Here is a 21333-nt window from a genome sequence, read left to right as displayed (position 1 = left end):
CGGCGATTGCGGGATGCACAGACCGCATGCCCTGGCGTGTGGTGCGTACATCCCGGAGGAAACAGAACATGAAGAACCGACCCGCTTCCACCCACACGCCGGCGCCCCGCGCCGGCGCGGAGACCTGACATGCCCATCACCTCCACCGGCATGCGCCAGCGGCGTCCCGATCGAAACCATCGTCTCGCAGCTGGTCGCACTCGAACGCGCGCCGCTGGCGGGGCTGCAGACGCAGGCCACCAAGATCCAGAGCAAGATCTCGCTCTTCGGCACGCTGACGTCGATGATGAACTCGCTGGGCGAGCTCGGCACCAAGCTGGCCGACCCCAATGCCTTCAAGGCCGTCAAGGGGAGTTCCTCGCTGGCCGCCGCCGTCGGCGTCACCGCGGCCACGGGCACCGCGCCCACCGCGATGTCGGTCGAGGTGTCGCAGCTGGCCCGGGCGCAGTCCACGGCCACGCTGGCGGTGCCCAAAGACACGGCCATGGGCGCGGGCAGCCTGAAGATCACGCTGGGCGACTGGAGCTCGGGCTCCTTCGTGGCCGGCGACAAGGCCGCCGTGGACATCGAGATCGCCGAAGGCGAAGACACGCTCACGGCGATCGCGGCCAAGATCAACGCGGCCGACGCCGGCGTGACCGCCACCGTGCTGCGCGACGCCACGGGCGAACGCCTGCTGATGCGTTCCAAGGAAACCGGCGAAGCCATGGGCTTCGAGATGCAGGTCACCGACAGCGACGGTGCTGCGCAACACCGGTCTCTCGCGCCTGGCGGTGCAGGGCGGCGTGGCCTCGGGCGTGCAGATCACGCACGGCGCCAACGCGCTGGCCACCATCAACGGCATCGCCATCGAGTCGGCCAGCAACACCTACAAGGACGGCCTGCCCGGCATCACCCTGCAGTTCTCGCAGACGACGACGGCGCCGGTGGAGATCTCGATCACCAACGACAAGGAGGCGATGACCAAGACCATCCAGTCCTTCGTCGACGCGTACAACGCGCTCAACGACATGCTCAGCAGCACCACGGGCTACAACTCGGAGACCAAGGTGGCCGGCTCGCTGCAGGGCGACAGCACGGCCGTGGGCCTGCAGAACGCGCTGCGCGGCATGATGCGCTCGTTCACGCCGGGCGGTGAGTTCACCACGCTGGCCGACATCGGCATCGACATCAAGTCGGGCGGCAAGATGACCGTCGACAGCACCAAGCTGGGCAAGGCGCTGGACAACCCCCAGGCGGTGCAGAACCTGTTCAACGCCGACCACATCGACCCCACGGCGCAGGGCTTCGGCGAAAAGCTCAAGACCTTCGCCGAAGGTTTCGCGGGCGCCAGCGGCACGCTGACCTCGCGCTCCGAATCGCTGCGCGAAGCCGCCAAGCGCAACACCAAGGAACAGGAAAAGGTGAATGAACGCGCCGTCCGCGCCGAATCGCGTTACCTCAAGCAGTACAACGCGATGGACGCGATGGTGGGCCAGCTCAACTCGCTCAACGCCTTCGTCACGCAACAGATCGCGCAGTGGAACAAGTCCACAGGCTGAGTTGAAGGGTCCGCTCCACGGATGCCCTGGCGCTTCATGCGACCAGGGCTTTTTTTTGTGCGTTTTTCCGCAACGGCGGCAGGTCGGGTTCGATTTCCTCAAGAAAACGTGGCAGGCACCGAAATAGGTTGCAACGAACTTCTCCATGGGTTCGTGGCCCGGGCAGCCGGGCAGTCAGCCCAACCACTTCACAGGAGTTAGTTATGACCACCATCAACACCAACGTCATGTCCATGACCGCCCAGCGCAACCTGGGCACCACCTCCAGCTCGCTGCGCACCTCCATGCAGCGCCTGTCTTCGGGCCTGCGCGTCAACAGCGCCAAGGACGACGCCGCCGGCCTCGCCATCTCCGAGCGCATGAACGCCCAGGTGCGTGGCCTCAACGTGGCGGCCCGCAACGCCAACGACGGCATCTCGCTGGCCCAGACCGCCGAAGGCGCCCTGGGCAAGGTCGGCGACATGCTGCAGCGCATGCGCGAACTGGCCGTGCAATCGGCCAACGCCTCGAACAACGGCAGCGACCGCACCGCCCTGCAGGCCGAAGTCACGCAGCTGCGCCAGGAAATCGACCGTGTCGCCAAGACCACCTCGTTCAACGGCACCAAGCTGCTGGACGGCTCGTTCGCCAACGCCACCTTCCAGGTCGGCGCCAACGCCGGTGAAGGCATCGCCATCGACTCCATCGTCAGCGCCAACTCCACCGCCCTGGGCAACACCTCGCTGCGCAGCCTCGACCAGCGCGATCAACGACGGCACCGCCCTGGGCGCCATCGCCGCGGGCGCGCTGACCGTGCGCGGCGTGGCCCTGGGCCCGGTCTCCGTCGCCACCACGGCCGCCGGTCGCAACACGCAGGTCGTGGACGCGATCAACGCCAAGTCGTCCGACACCGGCGTGTTCGCCCGCGTCACCTACAACGCCGGCGGCACCGCCACCGGCTTCGAGGTGTTCTCCGACACCGCCATCACGGCCGCCAGCTTCGTCGGCTTCGGTGCCACCACCACCGGCGCGGCCCCGGCCGACAGCGCCGCGGCCACGAGCCAGCTCGACGACATCAGCGTCAACAGCTTCGGTGATGCGCAAAAGGCCCTGAAGGTGATCGACACCGCGATCAACTCGATCAACAGCTCGCGCGCCGACCTCGGTGCCCTGCAGAGCCGCTTCGAGAACGCCGTGGCCAACATCCAGATCACCGGCGAGAACATCTCCGCCGCGCGCGGCCGCATCGTCGACGCCGACTTCGCCAAGGAAACGTCGAACCTGTCGCGCGCCCAGATCCTGCAACAGGCCGGCACCGCCATGGTGGCGCAAGCCAACCAGGCGCAACAGGGCGTGCTGTCCCTGCTGCGCTGATCGATCGTCCATCACCTCCATTTTTTGAACGGAAAACACCATGACCACCATCAACACGAACGTGATGTCGATGACCGCCCAGCGCAACCTGGGCACGACCTCCAGCTCGCTGCGCCACCTCCATGCAGCGCCTGTCCTCGGGCCTGCGCGTCAACAGCGCGAAAGACGACGCCGCCGGCTTGCGCGTCTCCGAGCGCATGAACGCCCAGGTGCGCGGCCTGAACGTGGCGGCCCGCAACGCCAACGACGGCATCTCGCTCGCGCAGACCGCTGAAGGCGCGCTGGGCAAGGTCGGCGACATGCTGCAGCGCATGCGCGAACTGGCTGTGCAGTCGGCCAACGCCTCCAACAACGGCAGCGACCGCACCGCCCTGCAGGCCGAAGTGACCCAGCTGCGTTCGGAAATCGACCGCGTCGCCAAGACCACCTCGTTCAACGGCACCAAGCTGCTCGACGGCACGTTCGCCAACGCCACCTTCCAGGTCGGCGCCAACGCCGGTGAAGGCATCGCCATCGACTCCATCGTCAGCGCCAACTCCACCTCGCTGGGCAACACCTCGCTGGTCACCGGCGCGGGCACGATCACCACCACGGCCGGCGCCAACGCCGCCATCGCCGCCGGTGCGCTGACCGTCAAGGGCGTGGCCCTGGGCCCGATCTCCGCCGCCACCTCGGCGGCCGAGCGCACCACGCAGGTGGTGGACGCGATCAACGCCAAGTCGTCCGACACCGGCGTGTTCGCCCGCGCCACCTACACGGCCGGCGTCGCGACGGGCTTCGAGACCTTCTCCGAAGGCGCCATCGCCGTGGCCGATTTCGGTGGTTTCACCGCCGCCGCCACCGGCACGGTGGCCGTCGGTGCCGCCGCCGCCAGCCAGCTCGACGACATCAGCGTCAACAGCTTCGGCGACGCGCAAAAGGCCCTGAAGGTGATCGACAACGCGATCAACTCGATCAACAGCTCGCGCGCCGACCTCGGTGCCCTGCAAAGCCGCTTCGAAAACGCCGTGGCCAACATCCAGATCACCGGCGAGAACATCTCCGCCGCGCGTGGCCGCATCGTGGACGCCGACTTCGCCAAGGAAACGTCCAACCTGTCGCGCGCCCAGATCCTGCAGCAGGCCGGCACCGCGATGGTCGCCCAAGCCAACCAGGCACAACAAGGCGTGCTGTCCCTGCTGCGTTGATTCCGGCAGGCATCGCCCCCAGGGCGGTTGCGCGGCGAAAGCCGGGCAACCGCCCTTTTTCTTGACCGGTCGACGGCACCCGATGAACGGGGCTTGACACGACACACGGTGGTCACAAGGGACTAAAGATTCCTCAGGCACCACCGAAATTAGATTCAACGAACTTCTCCATGGGTTCGTGGCCCGGGCAGCCGGGCAGTCAGCCCAACCACTTCACAGGAGTTAGTTATGACCACCATCAACACCAACGTCATGTCCATGACCGCCCAGCGCAACCTGGGCACGACCTCCAGCTCGCTGCGCCACCTCCATGCAGCGCCTCTCGTCGGGCCTGCGCGTCAACAGCGCCAAGGACGATGCCGCTGGCCTGGCATCTCCGAGCGCATGAACGCCCAGGTGCGCGGCCTGAACGTGGCGGCCCGCAATGCCAACGACGGCATCTCGCTGGCCCAGACCGCCGAAGGCGCGCTGGGCAAGGTGGGCGACATGCTGCAGCGCATGCGCGAACTGGCTGTGCAATCGGCCAACGCCTCCAACAACGGCAGCGACCGCACCGCCCTGCAGGCCGAAGTCACGCAGCTGCGCCAGGAAATCGACCGTGTCGCCAAGACCACCTCGTTCAACGGCACCAAGCTGCTCGACGGTTCGTTCGCCAACGCCACCTTCCAGGTCGGCGCCAACGCCGGTGAAGGCATCGCCATCGACAGCATCGTCTCGGCCAACTCCACCGCCCTGGGCCAGCTGAGCGCCACTGAACACTTCGTGGCAGCCGTCGCCGCGCCCTCCACCGCCGCCAACGCCGCCATCCCGGCAGGCACGACCGGCTGGAGCATCAAGAACGCCGCCGGCGTGGACGTGGCCCTGGGTGGCATCGCCGCCTCGACGACCGCCGCCCAGCGCACCACGCAGGTGGTGGACGCGATCAACGCCAAGTCGGCCGACACCGGCGTGTTCGCCCGCGAAACCGGCGCTGGCGCCTATGAAATCTTCTCGAGCCGCGACCTGACCGCCGCCACCGACTTCGGCGCCGCCTTCACCGCCGCCGCCACCGGCGCGCCTGGCGACACCGCCCCTCCCGGCACCCTGACCACGCTGTCGGCGATCAACGTCAACAGCTTCGGCGACGCGCAAAAGGCGCTGCAGGTGATCGACAAGGCGATCAACTCGATCAACAGCTCGCGCGCCGACCTCGGTGCCCTGCAAAGCCGCTTCGAGAACGCCGTGGCCAACATCCAGATCACCGGCGAGAACATCTCCGCCGCGCGCGGCCGCATCGTGGACGCCGACTTCGCCAAGGAAACGTCCAACCTCTCGCGCGCCCAGATCCTGCAACAGGCCGGCACCGCCATGGTGGCGCAGGCCAACCAGGCCCAGCAAGGCGTGCTGTCCCTGCTGCGCTGATCTCGCCAGGGCATCGCCCCCAGGGCGGTTGCATGGCGAAAGCCTGCAACCGCTTTTTTTTCGTCTGACCGGAGCACTTCATGACCACCATCAACACGAACGTGATGTCGATGACCGCCCAGCGCAACCTGGGCACGACCTCCAGCTCGCTGCGCACCTCCATGCAGCGCCTCTCCTCGGGCCTGCGCGTCAACAGCGCCAAGGACGATGCCGCCGGCCTCGCCATCTCCGAGCGCATGAACGCCCAGGTGCGCGGCCTGAACGTCGCCGTGCGCAACGCCAACGACGGCATCTCGCTGGCGCAGACCGCCGAAGGCGCGCTGGGCAAGGTCGGCGACATGCTGCAGCGCATGCGCGAACTGGCCGTGCAGTCGGCCAACGCCTCCAACAACGGCAGCGACCGCACCGCCCTGCAGGCCGAAGTCACGCAGTTGAGCCAGGAAATCGACCGCGTCGCCAAGACCACGGCCTTCAACGGCACCAAGCTGCTCGATGGCTCGTTCGCCAACGCCACCTTCCAGGTCGGCGCCAACGCCGGCGAGGGCATCTCCATCGACTCCATCGTGTCGGTCAAGCTGGACTCGATGAGCTCCCCCAGCGCGATGGGCTACACCACGATCCAGGTCTCCACGGAGATGGCACTGGGCTCGCTCACGGACCTGACGGCGGTCGCCGCCGGTGCGCTGACCATCAACGCCATCCCGGGCGACAACACCTCCGCGGTGTCGCTGGGCGCCATCAAGGCCGCCGCCAATGCCACCGAACGCGCGGGCCAGATCGTGGACGCGGTGAACGCCCGGTCCGCCGACACCGGCGTGTTCGCCAAGCTGTCGTACAACGCGGCTGGCACGCTGACGGGTTACCACCTGTTCTCGGAAAAAACCGCCTTCAGCGCGGCCGCGGACCTCGCGGGCTTCAACACGGCGGCCACCGGCAACCTGCAGGGCGGCGCGATGTTTGCCGGCGCCTACGACATGCGGGGCATCTCCGTCGCCTCCGCGGGCGGTGCCCAGCTCTCGCTCAAGATCATCGACAAGGCCATCAACGACGTGAACAGCTCGCGCGCCACCCTGGGCGCCCTGCAAAGCCGCTTCGAGAACGCCGTGGCCAACATCCAGATCACCGGCGAGAACATCTCCGCCGCGCGCGGCCGCATCGTGGATGCCGACTTCGCCAAGGAAACCTCCAGCCTCTCGCGCGCCCAGATCCTGCAGCAGGCCGGCACCGCCATGGTGGCGCAGGCCAACCAGGCGCAACAGGGCGTGCTCTCGCTGCTGCGCTGATGGAGCCCACGGGCGACTGTTACTAAAGGATGTAAAGCATGAACTTGACCCCTCAAATGGCGCCGTTCATGCCTACAGTCAGCCCGCCCGGTGCCGATACAGAAAGGTATCAGACATCAGGAACCCAAGCCATGTTCACCTCTGTCAACACCCGCGCAGCCTCCACCTACAAACGCGTCGCCGTCGACACCGGCGTGCAGACGGCCGACCCGCACCAGCTGGTCAGCCTGCTGTTCGACGCGCTGATTCAGAGCCTGAACCTGGCTCGCGGCGCGATGGAACGCCAGGACGTGGCGAGCAAGGGCGCGGCCATCGGCAAGGCGATCCGGATCGTGGAAGAAGGCCTCAAGGCCGGCCTGAACCTGCAGGAAGGCGGCGAACTGGCCGCCAACCTCAAGGGCCTGTACGAGTACAGCGTGCAGCGCCTGACCCTGGCGAACCTGCGCAACGACGCGGCCCCGATCCACGAGGTGCTGAACCTCATCGAACCCCTGGCCGACTCCTGGAAACAGATTCGCGCTGGCGCCCTGCAGGGAGCCTGACATGGAGCACCATCTTTTGGACTACTACAAAGCCATCGAGAACACCAGCCGCCAGATGCTGGAAGCCGCGCAGACGGAGAACTGGGACCAGGTGGTACGCCTCGAAGGCGCCTGCGCGGTGCTGATCGCCCAGCTGCGCCACAAGTCGGCCACCGACCAGCTAGGCCCCGACGAGCGCAAGGAAAAGACGAAGATCATGCAGCGCATCCTGCGCATCGACGCCGAGATCCGCTGCCTGGCGGAGCCCTGGCTGAACGACTTGGCGCAGATGATCGACCGGAGCAGCCCCGCCCCGATGCATTGAACGGGTCCGGAGCGAAGTAAATGAATCCAGAGATACCGCGGAACCGGCTTTGCCGGGCCGCTGGTATCGCCCCTGGAAGGGGGATGCGGCTACACGCAGTGAGCAAGCAACGGGGTGGAACCGTTCTAGACGCTCATGTTCATGATGTCGGAATAGGCCTGGACCATCCTGTTGCGCACATGCAAGGTGGCCTGGAAACCGACCTGGGCCTTCTGCATCGCGAGCATGGTCTCTTCCAGGCTCACCTTGGGGTTGCCCAGCTGGACCTGGGTCTGCAGCTTGGAAGCGGCCTCCTGAGACGCGCTGACTTCCTTGAGCGCCGACTTGAAGTTGGCGGCAAAGCCAGACTCCACGCCACCGGCCGCGCCGGGGCGTTTCAGGGCGGATGAGCCGATGCCGTTCAAGGCCTGGCTGCTCAGGGGGGCGATGCGCATGTCCATGGCGGACTCCTTCGACGTGGTATGAGCCCAGATGCTAGAGGGCGCCCCGCCCGCACGGGACGGGAATAAGGGCACAAACCCCCGCCTTTTCATGGCTATGGCGGGGGCACCGGGACCGAATAATCGACCGCAACAGGGTGTATCTCCCTCTGCCATCGACCATCTACCCGAGCCCCGAAAGCCATGAGCACCACCGCCGTTGCCGAACTGGATGTCACACCGACCGCCGCGAAGGAGCGCAGCGCATTCGGTGACGGCTTCGCGCGCATGGACCAGGCCCAGAAAATCAAGCTCGGCCTGGGCGCCCTGGCCCTGCTGGCGATCGCCCTGGCCTTCTTCTTCATGGGCCGCCAGCCGGAATGGCGCGTGCTCTACGCCAACCTGGGCGACAAGGACGGCGGCGCGATCGTGGCCCAGCTGTCCCAGATGAACGTGCCCTACAAGCACGCCGAGGGCGGCCAGGCCATCATGGTGCCGGCCGACAAGGTGCACGACACCCGCCTGCGCCTGGCCTCGCAAGGCCTGCCCAAGGGCTCGGTCACCGGTTTCGAGCTGATGGAGGCCAACCGCTTCGGCATGACCCAGTTCCAGGAACGGCTGACCTTCCAGCGCGGTCTGGAAGGCGAACTCACCCGCTCCATCCAGTCGCTCTCCTCCGTGCAGAGCGCGCGCATCCACCTGGCCCTGCCGAACCAGAACGGCTTCTTCCGCGAACAGCAGAAACCCAGCGCCTCGGTGCTGCTCACCCTGCACCCCGGCCGCACGCTGGACCGCGCGCAGGTCGCCGGCATCGTGCACCTGGTGGCCTCCAGCGTGCCCGAGATGAACCCCAAGGCGGTCAGCATCGTGGACGACGCGGGCAACCTGCTCTCCAGCCCGCCCGATGGCCAGGCCCAGGGCGCCGACACCCAGAAGCTGCAGTACGTGCAGCAGCTCGAACAGCTCTACACACGCCGCATCATGGAGATGCTGGAGCCGCTGGTGGGCCGCAACAACGTCAAGGCCCAGGTCAGCGCCGAGGTCGATTTCTCGCAGGTCGAATCCACCAGCGAACAGCACCGCCCCAACCAGGGCCCCGAGGCCGCCGCCACGGTGCGCAGCCAGCAGACCGTGGAAGACGGCAGCGGCCCGCGCGCCCAGCCCTCGGGCGTGCCCGGCGCGGTGAGCAACCAGCCCCCGGCCACCGGCACGGCCCCCATCAACGGCGCCGCCGCCCCCGTGGGCGTCGCCAGCGCCCAGGGCGCCGGCGGCCAGGGCGGCAACTCGCGCCGCGAGTCGGTCGTGAACTACGAGGTGGACAAGACGGTGAAGGTGGTGCGCGAGTCCAGCGGCCAGGTGCGCCGCCTCAGCGCGGCGGTGGTGATCAACCACCGCACCTCGGTGGACAAGGCCGGCAAGGAAACCAGCACCCCGATCCCGCCTCAGCAGCTCGAACAGATGACCGCCCTGGTGCGTGAAACCATCGGCTTCAACAAGGACCGCGGCGACTCGGTCAACGTGGTCAACGCGGCCTTCAACGTCGAGAAGACCAGCGAGGTGGATGCCGGCGCCTGGTGGCAGCAGTCGGACAACCAGGAACTGCTGCGCAGCCTGGCCTGGCCTCTGGGCATGGTGGGCCTGGGCCTGCTGGTGCTCATGGGCATGGTCCGCCCCGGCCTGAAGCTGATGAAGACGCCGGCCGCGCGCCGCCTGGACACCACCCCGGTGCAACCGCTCAACGCGGTGCTCAACGAATCGCCCGAGCGCCCCGGCCTGCCCATGCCGAGCAACGAAGTTACCGCCGAGGCGCAGCGCCTGGCCGATGCCAAGCGCCTGGCGCTGGAGAACCCGGCCGCCGTGGCCAACATCGTCAAGGGCTGGGTGAATGGCGAGGCCCCTGCATGAGCAGGAGCCACCCCCTGCGCCGCTTCGCGGCTTCCCCCTCTCTCGCCTGCGGCGGGAGGAGGACGGCACCTGGGGCCGGCGAAGCCGGACCCGCGGTGCCCCTGGTCAGAGGCTTCGGCACTCGACCGTATTGTGCGAATCGGGCTAAAGGAATCTGAATCATGGAAGACCAGGGAATCCAGGACGCCGCCATCTTTCTCATGTCGCTGGGCGAAGAGGAAGCGGCCGAGGTGTTCAAGCACCTCAGCCCCAAGGAAGTGCAGAAACTGGGCGAAACCATCGCCAAGACGCGCGCGGTCTCGCACGACCGCGTGGACCAGGTGATGCAGAAATTCACCAGCGCGGCCTCGTCGCAGAGCCTGCTGGTGTCCGACACCGACAACTACGTGCGCGCCGTGCTCAAGCGCGCGCTGGGCGACGACAAGGCCTCGCTGCTGATCGACCGCATCCTGCAGGGCGGCGATGTCTCGGGCATCGAAAGCCTGAAGTGGATGGACCCGCTGTCCATCGCCGAACTGCTGCGCAACGAACACCCCCAGATCGTGGCCGCCATCCTGGTGCACCTCGAATCGGACCAGACCGCCGGCGTGCTCAAGAACTTCACCGAGCGCACCCGCAACGAGGTGATGCTGCGCATCGCCACGCTCGAAGGCATCCAGCCGACCGCGCTGAAAGACCTCAACGAGGTGCTCTACAAGGTGCTGGCCGGCGGCGACAAGATCCGCAAGACCTCCATGGGTGGCGTGAAGACCGCCGCCGAGATCATCAACATGATGGGCACCCAGATCGAAACCTCGGTGATCGAATCGATCCGCGAGTTCGACGCCGACCTGGCGCAGAAGATCATGGACAAGATGTTCACCTTCGAGGACCTGCTCAAGCTCGACGGCAAGTCGGTGCAGATGGTGCTCAAGGAAGTGGCGACCGATTCGCTGGTGATCGCGCTCAAGGGCGCCACCAACGAACTGCGCGAGCTGGTGCTGGGCAACATGTCCAGCCGCGCGGCCGAGGCGCTGCGCGAAGACCTGGAGTCGCGCGGCCCGGTGCGCCTGTCGGAAGTGGAAGCGCAGCAGAAGGAAATCCTCAAGGTCGTGCGCCGGCTCTCCGACGAGGGCCAGATCGTGATCATGGGCGGCGGCGAAGACGAGGCGTTCGTCTGAGGAACAGAACACCATGGCGTCTTCCAAACCCAACCCCCATTCCCGTTTCATCCCGCGCGAGGAGATCGACGGCGTCGCCGCCTGGCACTTCTCCGCCGTGGACGGCAGCGACGACCTGCCCAAGGCCGGCCCGGCCGACGGCACCGCCAGCGAGGGCGTGACCTCCGAGGTGCTGCAGGAAGCGCGCCAGCAGGCCTATGCCGAAGGCTTTTCGCGCGGCCACGATGCCGGCGGCCAGGAAGTGCGCGACGCGCTCGAAGCCACGGTGCGCAAGACCGCCGAGGAAACCGCGGTGCGCATGGCCCAGCTGCTGCACAACACGCGCGACCACCTCAAGAAGAGCGAAGACCAGATCTCGCGCCACATCCTGGAACTGGCCTGCGACCTGGCCCGCCAGGTGGTGCGCCAGGAGCTCAAGAGCGACCCCGCCCACCTGCGGCCGGTGATCACCGAGGCCCTGGGCCAGCTGGTGGACGACGGCCAGCCCGCCACCGTGCGCCTGAACCCGGGCGACCTGGCCATGATGAAGGGCGCGCTGCAGGAAAACATGGGCAACCACCCCGCCGAGTTCGTGGCCGATGCGGCCATCAGCCCGGGCGGCTGCCTGATCGAGTCGGCCACCATGACGGTGGACGCCACCATCGAGAAACGCTGGTCGCGCGCCGTGGGCAACCTCGGCATGGAAGCGGCCTGGAACCCGGGGAACGCCGATGTCTGACAGCATTTTCGGCACTGAGAGCCGCTGGGACAACTTCATGGAAGACGTGCGCGCGAACGCCGCCGTCAAGACACCGCTGGAGGTGCGCGGCACCCTCACCCGCCTGGCCGGCCTGGTGCTCGAAGCCGTGGGCCTGAAGGTGCCTGTGGGCTCGCAGTGCCTGATCGACAACGGCCATAAGGACCCGGTGCTGGCCGAGGTGGTGGGCTTCTCCAACGACAAGGCCTACCTGATGCCGGCCGGCGACACGCATGGCCTGTCCAGCGGCGCGAGCGTGACGCCGCTCGCCCCCTTCCGCACCGTGCCGCGCGTGGGCAAGGCCAACAAGCCGCCCTCGCCCGACGATCGGGGCACGCTGCGCCTGCCGCTGGGTGCCGGCCTGCTCGGCCGCGTGGTCGATTCGCACGGCAACCCGCTGGACCACCAGGGTCCTATCACCAACGTGGACGTCGAGCCGATGGACCGCGCTCCGCTCAACGCCATGGACCGCGACCCGGTGCGCCAGCCGCTGGACACCGGCGTGCGCGCGATCAACGCCCTGCTCACCGTGGGCCGTGGCCAGCGCATCGGCCTGTTCGCCGGCTCCGGCGTGGGCAAGAGCGTGCTGCTGGGCATGATGGCGCGCTACACCAAGGCCGATGTGATCGTGGTCGGCCTGATCGGCGAACGCGGCCGCGAGGTCAAGGAATTCATCGAGGACATCCTCGGCGCCGAAGGCCGCCAGCGCTCGGTGGTGGTGGCCGCCCCGGCCGACGCGCCGCCGCTGGTGCGCATGCAGGGCGCCGCCTACGCCACCGCGATCGCCGAACGCTTCCGCGACGACGGCCTGGACGTGCTGCTGCTCATGGACTCGCTCACCCGCTACGCCATGGCGCAGCGCGAGATCGCGCTGGCCATCGGCGAGCCGCCCGCCACCAAGGGCTACCCGCCATCGTGTTTCGCCAAGCTGCCGCAGCTGGTGGAGCGCAGCGGCAACGGCCTCAACGGCAAGGGCTCGATCACCGCCTTCTACACCGTGCTCTCCGAGGGCGACGACCAGCAGGACCCGATCGCCGACGCGGCGCGCGCCATCCTGGACGGCCACATCGTGCTCTCGCGCGCGCTCGCCGAATCCGGCCATTTCCCCGCCATCGACGTGGAGGCCTCGGCCTCGCGCGTGATGCACAACGTGGCCGGCGCGGTGCACCTGGAGCTGGCGCGCCGCTTCCGCAGCCTGTATTCGCGTTACCAGAAGAGCCGCGACCTGATCCAGCTCGGCGCCTACGTGGCCGGCAGCGACCCCGAGACCGACCGCGCCATCGTGCTCTACCCCGCCCTGCAGCGCTTCCTGATGCAGGACATGCACGAGGCCGCCACGCTGCCCGAGAGCCTGCGCCAGATGCAGGCCGCGCTGCAGGACGAGAAGGACAAGCCTTCGTCCCAGCGCCAGACCCGCCCCCACCACAACCCCTATGAAGGAAACGCCGGATGACCGCGCTGAACACCCTGAACAAAGTGGTGGAACTCGCCGAGAAACGCCGGGACGAGGCCCTGGGCGTGGTGGCCCAGATGCAGCGTGAGCTGAAGGTGGCCCAGGACCAGATGGACCAGCTGCAGGCCTACGCCCTCGAGGCCGAGGCCCGCTGGGTGACCCGCAGCGCCACCGGCGTGGACCCCGCGCTGCTCATGCACCACCGCGAATTCATGCACAAGATCTACCACGCCGTGGAATTCCAGCGCGGCGTGCTGGCCGACCGCCAGCGCCTGATCGACACCGCGCAGGAGCAGGTGCACGTCACCGAGCGCGACCTCGCCGGCCTGCGCAAGTTCACCGACCGCAAGGTGCAGGCCATCGCCCACAAGGCCCAGCGCCAGGAACAGAAGCAGACCGACGAAATGGCGCTGTCCATCCACCTGCGCCAAAGCCTGGCCCAGGCCCAGGCCCGCAACTGAAGCCCCCGACGACCCCCAGCCCGACGCCGACACCATGACCACCACGCACGCCAGCATCCAAGCGCCCAAGCCCGCCGAAGCCGCGTCCAAGCCGGCCCAGCCGGGTGGCAACGCGCGCGCCAACGCCGACAAGCCGGCCGAGGACCTGTTCGCCAGCCTGCTGAGCCTGGTGAGCGACACGCACCAGACCGCGGCCAGCAACACCCTGCCCGACGGCGAAGCCGCCAACGACGCGCAGGCCGAGGCCGACGACCCGACCGACGACAACCCCCTGGCCGCCCTGCTCGCCTGGGGCCTGCCCGGCAACACCGCGTCCACCACCGGCACCGGCGCGGCCGCCGCATCCACCTCCGGCAAGGCCGAAGGCGCCGCCCGCGAGGGTGGCATCGACGTCAGCGGCATGACCCGCGTGGACGAAGCCGCGCCCACCCTGCCCAACGCGGCCGCGCAAGCGCGCGCCGCCGCCGCCTCGCGCCCGGCCTTCAGCCCGTTGAACCCCAACGCCGCAGCCCCCGCCACCGCCGCCGCCCAGCGCGCCGGGGACAGCACCATCCAGCCAGGCGGCGCTCCCGCCATGGTCTGGCAGCGCGGCGCGGTCTCCAGCACCGAAGCCCTGCAACAACAGCAGAGCGCCCAGTTCGCGCAAGTGCGCGCCACCGTCGCCCTCAACGAGCGCCTGGGCGTGGCCTCGGCCGGCACGGACGTGGGCGCCGGCCCCACCAACCCGCGCGAATTCGCCCTGAGCGGCAGCCCCGCCGCCGGCGCCACGGCCACCGGCCCGGCGCTGGACGGCAGCCTGACCGCCGCGAGCGGCACCGCCCCCCGGCGACAGCAGCGGCGGCGGCAACAGCGACGCTTCCTCCCAGTCCTTCACCGACCAGGGCAACGGCGACGGCCGCAACCCGGCCGACGCCCGCGCCGACGCCGAAGCCCCGACCGTGAGCCACTGGGGCACCCAGCACATGCGCCACGCCAGCCTGCGCGTGGGCGGCGAAGGCGCCGACGCCATCGACATCCAGCTCGCCGTGAAGGGCCAGGAGGTGCAGGTCGCCTTCCAGACCGACAACGCCGAGGCGCGCGCCACCCTGCGCGAAAGCGCCGGCGAATCGCTGGCCGACCTGCTGCAGCGCAGCGGCATCCAGCTCGGCGGCGTGTCCGTGGGCTCGCAGGGCCAGGCGCAGGGCGATGGTTCGTACCAGCCCCGCCCGGCCGGCCTGAGCACCGAGGCCCTGGGCCGCGCCAGCCAGGCGGCCGAACCGGCCGCGCGGCCGGTGCTGGCCCCCCGCACCGACGGCAGCCGTCCCCTGGACGTGTTCGCCTGATTCGGAAGCACCCCTGCGCCGCCTGCGGCGTCTCCCCCTCAAGGGGGCGCACCTGGCGGCCCGGCAAAGCCGGTTCCGCGGGTGCCCTGGCGGCGTTTGTGCAATGCGGCACACCTTGCCACCTAGCGACTGAATAACCCCCTTTTCCGGCGCTTATCTGGCGAACGGCGGAGGGAGTGGCGCCCAATAATTCTTTCAACCCCACCCGGTATGGCCGGTGGGCCACATTGAAGGAAGAACATGTCCGCTGCCGCCGCCACCGCCACCGCTGCCGCCCCCGAAGCGCCCAAGAAGAAGAGCAAGAAACTGCTGTTCATCGTGCTCGGCGTGGTCGTGCTCGCGCTGATCGGCGCCGCCGCCGCGCTGTTCATCCTCAAGAAGAACACCGCCGAAGACGATTACGAGGACGATGGGCACGCCCCCGTCGAACAGGCCGCCAAGAACCCCAAGACCGCGCCGGTCTTCCTGCCGCTGGAGAACATGGTCATCAACCTGGCCGACCCCGGCGGCAACCGCTTCATCCAGCTCGGCCTGACGCTGCAGCTGCAGGACGCCGCCACCGAGACCGCCGTCAAGGCCTACCTGCCCAGCATCCGCAGCCAGGTGCTGGTGCTGATCTCGCAGCGCACCGCCGACGAGATGCTGGCGCTCAAGGGCAAGGAAAAGCCGCCAGCGACATCATCGCGACGATCTCGAAGGAGATGGGCTACGCCGTGTCCACCGAGGGCGAAGAGGCGACGCGCAAGAAGAAATCGAAGGCCGCCGCCAACCCCGTGCAGGCCGTGCTGTTCTCCAGCTTCATCGTTCAATAAGCAGGACGACACGCCATGGCCGATTCGTTTCTGTCCCAGGAAGAGATCGACGCCCTTCTCGAAGGCGTCACCGGCGAGAGCCAGAAACTCGCGAAAGAGGAAGTGCCCACCGGCGGTGTGCGCGACTACAGCCTCTCGAGCCAGGAGCGCATCGTGCGTGGGCGCATGCCCACCATGGAAATCGTCAACGAGCGCTTCTCGCGCAACCTGCGTCTGGGCCTGTTCAACTTCATCCGCCGCAGCCCCGAGATTTCGGTGGGCGCGGTGCAGGTGCAGAAGTACAGCGCCTTCCTGCGGGAACTGGTGGTGCCGACCAACTTCAACATCATGGCCATCCGCCCGCTGCGCGGCAACGGCCTGGTGGTCTGCGAGCCCACGCTGCTGTTCGGCGTGATCGACAGCCTGTTCGGCGGCAATGGCAAGTTCCACACCCGCATCGAGGGCCGCGACTTCTCGCCCACCGAGCAGCGCGTGATCAACCGCCTGGTGGAGGTGGTGGCCGAGGAATACAAGAAGGCCTGGCGCGGCGTGTACCCGATCGAACTGGCCTACCAGCGCTCGGAGATGCAGCCCCAGTTCGCCACCATCGCCACCCCGAGCGAAATCGTGGTCTCCACCAGCTTCACGCTGGAGATCGGCGACATCGCGGGTTCGCTGCACATCTGCATTCCCTACGCCACGCTGGAGCCGATCCGCGACGTGCTGTATTCCAGCGTGCAGGGCGATGCCATCGAGGTCGACCGCCGCTGGGTCAAGCTGCTGAGCCACGAGATCCAGGCCGCCGAGGTGACCATGGTCGCCGAGCTGGCCCAGACCGACGCCACGGTGGAACAGCTGCTGGCCATGCAGATCGGCGACTTCATCGAACTCGATCGCCACCCTTCGATCAAGGCCCACGTGGACGGCGTGCCCGTCTTTGAATGCCAGTACGGCACCCACAAGGGCAAGTACGCCCTGCGCGTCGAGCGCAACCTGCGTGGCACCGATTTGCACTGGTTGGGAGATTCCTATGTCAACTGAGAGCACCAACACCATGAACGACGCTGTTGCCGACGAATGGGCTCAGGCCCTGGAAGAACAGGCCGCCACCACCGAAACGGTCGCCGACGGCGCGCCCGAGTTCGAGGCCAGCACCGCCCCCCGTGGCCTCGGGCACGAGCCCGATGCAGGACATCCAGATGGTGCTGGACATCCCCGTCCAGCTGTCGGTGGAACTGGGCCGCACCCGGGTGCCGATCAAGTACATCCTGCAGCTCGCGCAGGGCTCCATCGTCGAACTCGACGCATTGGCCGGCGAACCCATGGACGTGCTGATCAACGGCTACCTGATCGCCCAGGGCGAGGTGGTGGTGGTGAACGACAAGTTCGGCATCCGCCTGACCGACATCGTGACGCCGTCCGAACGCATGCGCAGGGTGAGCAGGACATGACCATGGGTCATGTCACCCCCCGCGTCGCCTTCGGCGCCACCCCCCTGGCAGGGAGGCGACGCCAGAGGCCCGGCAAAGCCGGTTCCTCGGCATCCCTGGACTAAAAACCTCTTCTCCGATCGAGCCCCTCATGCTGCAAAACGCGATGCCCGCGCTGCTTCTGCTCGCCCTCATGGTGGGCCTGGCCTTCGCCCTGAAGTGGGCGCGCCGCCGCCTGCCCGGCGCCGTGGGCCACAGCGGCCCGCCCATGCAGGTGCTCTCCACCCTCTCGCTGGGCCCGCAGCAGCGCGTGGTGACGGTGCAGATCGGCCAGGGCGAAGACCGCGTGTGCCTGGTGCTCGGCGTGTCCGCCGGCAGCGTGAACGCCCTGCACCAGATGGCCCTGCCGGCCGATCTGGTGGACCCCGCCGGCCCCATCGTCACGCCCGCTTCCGGCTTCGCCGCGCGCCTGGCCCAACTGACCCAACCCCTCAAAGGCCCCCATGCGCCGCGTTGAACCCTTGCGCACCGGCCTGCTGCTGGCCGCGCTCGCCCTCTTCGCCACCGGCGCGGCCTGGGCCCAGGGCGCGCCCGCCGCACCCGCCGGCCCCACGCTGCCGCTGATGATCGGCCAGGGCGCGGGCGGCACCAGCTACTCGGTGCCGATCCAGACCCTGCTGTTCTTCACCGCGCTGTCCTTTCTGCCGGCCGTGCTGCTGCTCATGACGGGCTTCACCCGCATCGTGATCGTGCTCTCGCTGCTGCGCCAGGCCCTGGGCACGCAGTCGGCCCCGCCCAACCAGGTGATCGTCGGCCTCTCGCTGTTCCTCACGCTGTTCGTGATGGGCCCCACGCTGGACCGCGTGTACGCCGACGCCTACGAACCCTATTCGCGCAACGCCATCACCTTCGACCAGGCGCTCGAACGCGGCCAGGCCCCCATGCGCGAGTTCATGCTCAAGCAGACGCGCCAGTCCGACTTCGAACTCTTCGCCAAGCTGGCCAAGCTGCCCAACGACGTGACCGCGCAGAACGCCCCCTTCCGCGTGCTGGTGCCGGCCTTCGTCACCAGCGAGCTCAAGACCGCGTTCCAGATCGGCTTCATGATCTTCATCCCCTTCCTGGTGATCGACATGGTCGTCGCCAGCGTGCTGATGTCGCTGGGCATGATGATGCTCTCGCCCGTGCTGGTGGCGTTGCCGTTCAAGCTCATGCTGTTCGTGCTGGCCGATGGCTGGAACCTGCTGCTCGGCTCCCTCGCCGCCTCGTTCTCCACCTAGAGGAACACCATGGATCCCCAAGCCGCCCTCACGATGGGGCAGAACGCCCTCTTCATGCTGCTCATGGTCGCCGCGCCGGTGCTCGCCACGGTGCTCGGGGTGGGCCTGCTGGTCAGCCTGTTCCAGGCCATCACGCAGATCAACGAAGCCACGCTCGCCTTCGTGCCCAAGCTGATCGCGGCCATCGCGGTGTTCGCCATCGCGGGCCCGTGGATGATGACCACCATGGTCGAGTTCATCCGCAGCACGATCCTGTCGATCCCCAACTTCGCCATCTGATCTCGCGATCGGCCGTCGCATGCCCACGTTCACCGAAGCGCAGATCATGGCGCTGGTCTCGCCGGTGTTCTGGCCCTTCCTGCGCATCCTGGCCGTCTTCTCCAGCGCGCCCATCTTCTCCTCGCGCTCGGTGCCCATGCGCACCCGCGTGGGCCTGGCCTTCCTGGTGGCGGTGTGCGCCCAGGCCGGCCTGCCCGAGCAACCCGTGATCGGCCTCACCGACGCAGGCGCCTTCGCCGTCGTGATGCAGCAGGTGATCGTGGGCATCGCCATCGGTCTGGCGGTGCGCATCGTGTTCGCCTCCGTCGAGCTCGCCGGTGAACTCATCGGCCTGCAGATGGGCCTGAACTTCGCCGGCTTTTTCGATCCGTCCACCAACTCGCAGTCCAGCGCCGTGGGCCGCTTCTTCGGCAACACCACCATGCTGCTGTTTGTGGTGATGGGCGGCCACCTCATGCTGCTGCAGGCCGTCGTGGCCAGCTTCAACACCTTTCCGCTCAGCGGCAGCGCCTTCGAATCGATCAACCGCATGCAGTTGCACGAGCTGGGTTCGGTGGTGTTCCGCTACGGCCTGTGGATCGCCCTGCCCATGATCGGCATGCTGCTGTTCATCAACATCGTGCTCGGCTTCATCTCGCGCATCGCGCCGCAGATGAACGCCTTCGCCATCGGTTTCCCGCTCACCCTCTCGGCCGGCCTGGTGGGCATCGCCTTCACCCTGCCCATGCTGGACACGCCGGTGGCCGCGCTCATGAAGCTGGCCACCGAAATCTTCACCGGCGGTTGAGGCGGCGGCGGTGCTTGGTTCCACCACGCCAACCGCCTGTCCGGCCGCGCTACACAAGCGCGGGGGCGCGTCGAAACAGGCCTCAGGGGTCAGCGGCACCTTCGCCGCGCCATCCGCATCTCTTCCGGAGACTTCATGAAACTTCGCACCCAGATCCTCTGTCTTGGCCTGGCCGGCGCCGCGTTGGTGTCTGCCGCGGGCGGCATCGGCCTGCTCGCCGTCTCATCCATGGCCGCCAAGGTCGAGGCCTCCGCACTCTCCAGCCAGGCCCTGCAGGCCTCCCTGAGCGCGGACATGATGCACGACGCCCTGCGTGGCGACGCGCAGCGCGCGCTGCTGGCGGTGATGAAGAACGACACGGCCACCGTGACCGCCGCGCGCAAGGATCTCGATGACCACGTCGCGACACTGGACGAGGCCCTGAAGAAAATCGCCGCCTCCGGCATCGACCCCGAAGCCCGCAAGGCGCTGGACGCCACCCTGCCCGTGGTGCGGCAATACACCCAGGCCGCGCAGGCCGTCATCGGCGGCGCCGCCCAGGGCGCGGCCCAGGCCGAAGCCCAGTTGCCGGCGCTGAACCAGGCCTTCGCCCAACTCGAAGACCAGCTGGAGAAACTCTCGGGGATGATCGAGGAGGACGGTGCCACGATTTCCGAGGCCGCTGCGGCCAGCGTCGCGCAATCGCTCTGGACCATCGCCATCGCGGTGCTGGTGCGCACCGTGCTGCTGGTGCTGGGCGCGCTCTGGGTCGCCCGCCTCATGGCCATCGCCATGGACCAGGCCGTGGCCGCCGCCGGCCACCTGGCCGAAGGCGACCTCACCCGCCCGATCGCGCTGGTGGGCAACGACGACACCCGCCAGCTGCTGGGCGCCATGCGAACCATGCAGAAGCGCATCAGCGACACCGTGAGCCACGTGCAGGACAACGCCGCGCTGGTGTCGGATGCGAGCGTGCAGATCGCCCAGGGCAACACCGACCTCTCCACCCGCACCGAAGAGCAGGCCGCCGCGCTGGAAGAAACCGCTGCGTCAATGGAGGAACTGGGCACCACCGTGCGCCAGACCGCCGACCACGCCGGCAAGGCCAACGAACTGGCGAAAACCGCCTCTCAGGTCGCGGCCGAAGGCGGCGACGTGGTGGGCAAGGTCGTGGAAACCATGCGAGGCATCAACGACAGCTCCAGGCGCATCGCCGACATCATCGGCGTGATCGACGGCATCGCGTTCCAGACCAACATCCTGGCGCTGAACGCGGCGGTGGAAGCCGCGCGGGCCGGGGAACAGGGCCGTGGCTTTGCGGTGGTGGCCGGTGAAGTGCGCAACCTCGCGCAGCGCAGCGCCCAGGCGGCCAAGGAGATCAAGGGCCTGATCGACGCCAGCGTGGAACGCGTCGGCCAGCGGCACGCTGCTGGCCGACCAGGCCGGCGTCACCATGCAAGGCGTGGTCGAGGCGATCCGCCGCGTCTCCGACCTGGTGGGCGAGATCAGCAGCGCCACCAGCGAACAGAGCGCGGGCGTGGGCCAGGTGGGCGAAACCATCAGCCAGATGGACCGCGTGACGCAGCAGAACGCCGCGCTGGTGGAAGAAAGCGCCGCCGCCGCAGACAGCCTGAAACATCAGGCCCTGCAGCTGGTGCAAGCCGTTGCCGTCTTCAAACTCAACCGCGATCCGCGCCTGGGCATGCCGCTCGCGGCGTGA

The 21333-nt window shown here is 68.1% G+C and carries 18 protein-coding genes and 7 pseudogenes; 23 read left to right on the top strand and 2 right to left on the bottom strand.

The window, feature by feature from the left end:
- Positions 1–13: 13 nt before the first annotated feature.
- The 8 genes and pseudogenes from ACFJI0_RS01840 to ACFJI0_RS01805 form a co-directional block, all read left to right on the top strand.
- Positions 14–622 (top strand): annotated as a pseudogene (locus ACFJI0_RS01840) (flagellar cap protein FliD N-terminal domain-containing protein); the annotation flags it as partial.
- Positions 623–740: 118 nt separating this feature from the next.
- Positions 741–1541, top strand: coding sequence for a flagellar filament capping protein FliD (gene fliD / locus ACFJI0_RS01835; protein WP_382323241.1), 801 nt, complete (start codon positions 741–743; stop codon positions 1539–1541).
- Between the two features lie 203 nt (positions 1542–1744).
- A pseudogene (locus ACFJI0_RS01830) lies at positions 1745–2894 on the top strand (flagellin).
- A gap of 40 nt (positions 2895–2934) precedes the next feature.
- A pseudogene (locus tag ACFJI0_RS01825) lies at positions 2935–4081 on the top strand (flagellin).
- Between the two features lie 228 nt (positions 4082–4309).
- Positions 4310–5482, top strand: a pseudogene (locus tag ACFJI0_RS01820) (flagellin).
- Positions 5483–5562: 80 nt separating this feature from the next.
- Positions 5563–6765, top strand: a complete 1203-nt coding sequence (locus tag ACFJI0_RS01815; protein WP_382323240.1) for a flagellin — start codon at positions 5563–5565, stop codon at positions 6763–6765.
- A 131-nt stretch (positions 6766–6896) separates the two neighbouring features.
- On the top strand, positions 6897–7307 hold the full coding sequence (fliS, locus tag ACFJI0_RS01810; protein WP_382161776.1) for a flagellar export chaperone FliS: 411 nt from the start codon (positions 6897–6899) through the stop codon (positions 7305–7307).
- 1 nt (position 7308) lies between these two features.
- On the top strand, positions 7309–7611 hold the full coding sequence (locus ACFJI0_RS01805) for a flagellar protein FliT (RefSeq protein ID WP_382161778.1): 303 nt from the start codon (positions 7309–7311) through the stop codon (positions 7609–7611).
- A 125-nt stretch (positions 7612–7736) separates the two neighbouring features.
- On the opposite strand, the gene fliE is transcribed toward ACFJI0_RS01805, so the two are convergent.
- Complete coding sequence (fliE, locus tag ACFJI0_RS01800; protein WP_382161780.1) at positions 7737–8051, bottom strand: flagellar hook-basal body complex protein FliE; 315 nt, start codon at positions 8049–8051, stop codon at positions 7737–7739.
- A 183-nt stretch (positions 8052–8234) separates the two neighbouring features.
- Between fliE and fliF the strand changes: the two genes are divergently transcribed.
- The 6 genes from fliF (at position 8235) to ACFJI0_RS01770 (ending at position 15067) form a co-directional block, all read left to right on the top strand.
- Entirely contained in the window at positions 8235–9935 is a 1701-nt protein-coding gene (gene fliF, locus ACFJI0_RS01795; RefSeq protein ID WP_382161783.1) for a flagellar basal-body MS-ring/collar protein FliF, read from the top strand.
- Between the two features lie 161 nt (positions 9936–10096).
- The gene (gene fliG, locus ACFJI0_RS01790) at positions 10097–11095 is read left to right on the top strand and encodes a flagellar motor switch protein FliG (RefSeq protein WP_291113495.1); all 999 of its coding nucleotides are present in this window, start codon (positions 10097–10099) and stop codon (positions 11093–11095) included.
- 13 nt (positions 11096–11108) lie between these two features.
- Positions 11109–11813, top strand: a complete 705-nt coding sequence (locus ACFJI0_RS01785) for a FliH/SctL family protein (RefSeq protein ID WP_382323239.1) — start codon at positions 11109–11111, stop codon at positions 11811–11813.
- On the top strand, positions 11806–13284 hold the full coding sequence (fliI, locus tag ACFJI0_RS01780; RefSeq protein WP_382323238.1) for a flagellar protein export ATPase FliI: 1479 nt from the start codon (positions 11806–11808) through the stop codon (positions 13282–13284). The genes ACFJI0_RS01785 and fliI overlap by 8 nt, the downstream gene beginning before the upstream one ends.
- Positions 13281–13745, top strand: a complete 465-nt coding sequence (gene fliJ / locus ACFJI0_RS01775; RefSeq protein ID WP_382323237.1) for a flagellar export protein FliJ — start codon at positions 13281–13283, stop codon at positions 13743–13745. Before fliI ends, fliJ begins: the two co-directional genes overlap by 4 nt.
- 962 nt (positions 13746–14707) lie before the next feature.
- Positions 14708–15067: a flagellar hook-length control protein FliK gene (locus tag ACFJI0_RS01770; RefSeq protein WP_382325881.1), complete on the top strand. Its 360-nt coding sequence runs from the start codon at positions 14708–14710 to the stop codon at positions 15065–15067.
- A gap of 195 nt (positions 15068–15262) precedes the next feature.
- On the opposite strand, the gene ACFJI0_RS01765 is transcribed toward ACFJI0_RS01770, so the two are convergent.
- A complete protein-coding gene (locus ACFJI0_RS01765; RefSeq protein ID WP_382325921.1) occupies positions 15263–15484 on the bottom strand; it encodes a hypothetical protein in 222 nt (73 codons plus the stop codon).
- 63 nt (positions 15485–15547) lie between these two features.
- On the opposite strand from ACFJI0_RS01765, the pseudogene fliL reads away from it, so the two are divergent.
- The 9 genes and pseudogenes from fliL to ACFJI0_RS01720 all read left to right on the top strand — a co-directional run.
- Positions 15548–15673, top strand: a pseudogene (fliL, locus tag ACFJI0_RS01760) (flagellar basal body-associated protein FliL); the annotation flags it as partial.
- A gap of 221 nt (positions 15674–15894) precedes the next feature.
- Positions 15895–16899: a flagellar motor switch protein FliM gene (fliM, locus tag ACFJI0_RS01755; RefSeq protein WP_382161801.1), complete on the top strand. Its 1005-nt coding sequence runs from the start codon at positions 15895–15897 to the stop codon at positions 16897–16899.
- Positions 16889–17309, top strand: a pseudogene (fliN, locus tag ACFJI0_RS01750) (flagellar motor switch protein FliN). The gene fliM and the pseudogene fliN overlap by 11 nt, the downstream one beginning before the upstream one ends.
- Positions 17310–17454: 145 nt before the next feature.
- The gene (locus tag ACFJI0_RS01745) at positions 17455–17805 is read left to right on the top strand and encodes a FliO/MopB family protein (protein ID WP_382323236.1); all 351 of its coding nucleotides are present in this window, start codon (positions 17455–17457) and stop codon (positions 17803–17805) included.
- Positions 17792–18568, top strand: coding sequence for a flagellar type III secretion system pore protein FliP (gene fliP / locus ACFJI0_RS01740; RefSeq protein ID WP_382323235.1), 777 nt, complete (start codon positions 17792–17794; stop codon positions 18566–18568). Before ACFJI0_RS01745 ends, fliP begins: the two co-directional genes overlap by 14 nt.
- A gap of 9 nt (positions 18569–18577) precedes the next feature.
- Positions 18578–18847, top strand: a complete 270-nt coding sequence (gene fliQ / locus ACFJI0_RS01735; protein ID WP_382323234.1) for a flagellar biosynthesis protein FliQ — start codon at positions 18578–18580, stop codon at positions 18845–18847.
- Positions 18848–18866: 19 nt separating this feature from the next.
- Positions 18867–19634, top strand: coding sequence for a flagellar biosynthetic protein FliR (gene fliR / locus ACFJI0_RS01730; RefSeq protein ID WP_291113517.1), 768 nt, complete (start codon positions 18867–18869; stop codon positions 19632–19634).
- 135 nt (positions 19635–19769) lie between these two features.
- Positions 19770–20951 (top strand): annotated as a pseudogene (locus tag ACFJI0_RS01725) (methyl-accepting chemotaxis protein); the annotation flags it as partial.
- Between the two features lie 115 nt (positions 20952–21066).
- Positions 21067–21333: a hypothetical protein gene (locus ACFJI0_RS01720; RefSeq protein ID WP_382325879.1), complete on the top strand. Its 267-nt coding sequence runs from the start codon at positions 21067–21069 to the stop codon at positions 21331–21333.

This window comes from Hydrogenophaga sp. UC242_53 (assembly GCF_042696965.1).
GTDB lineage: Bacteria > Pseudomonadota > Gammaproteobacteria > Burkholderiales > Burkholderiaceae_C > Hydrogenophaga.
This window is presented reverse-complemented; position numbering and strand designations above follow the sequence as displayed.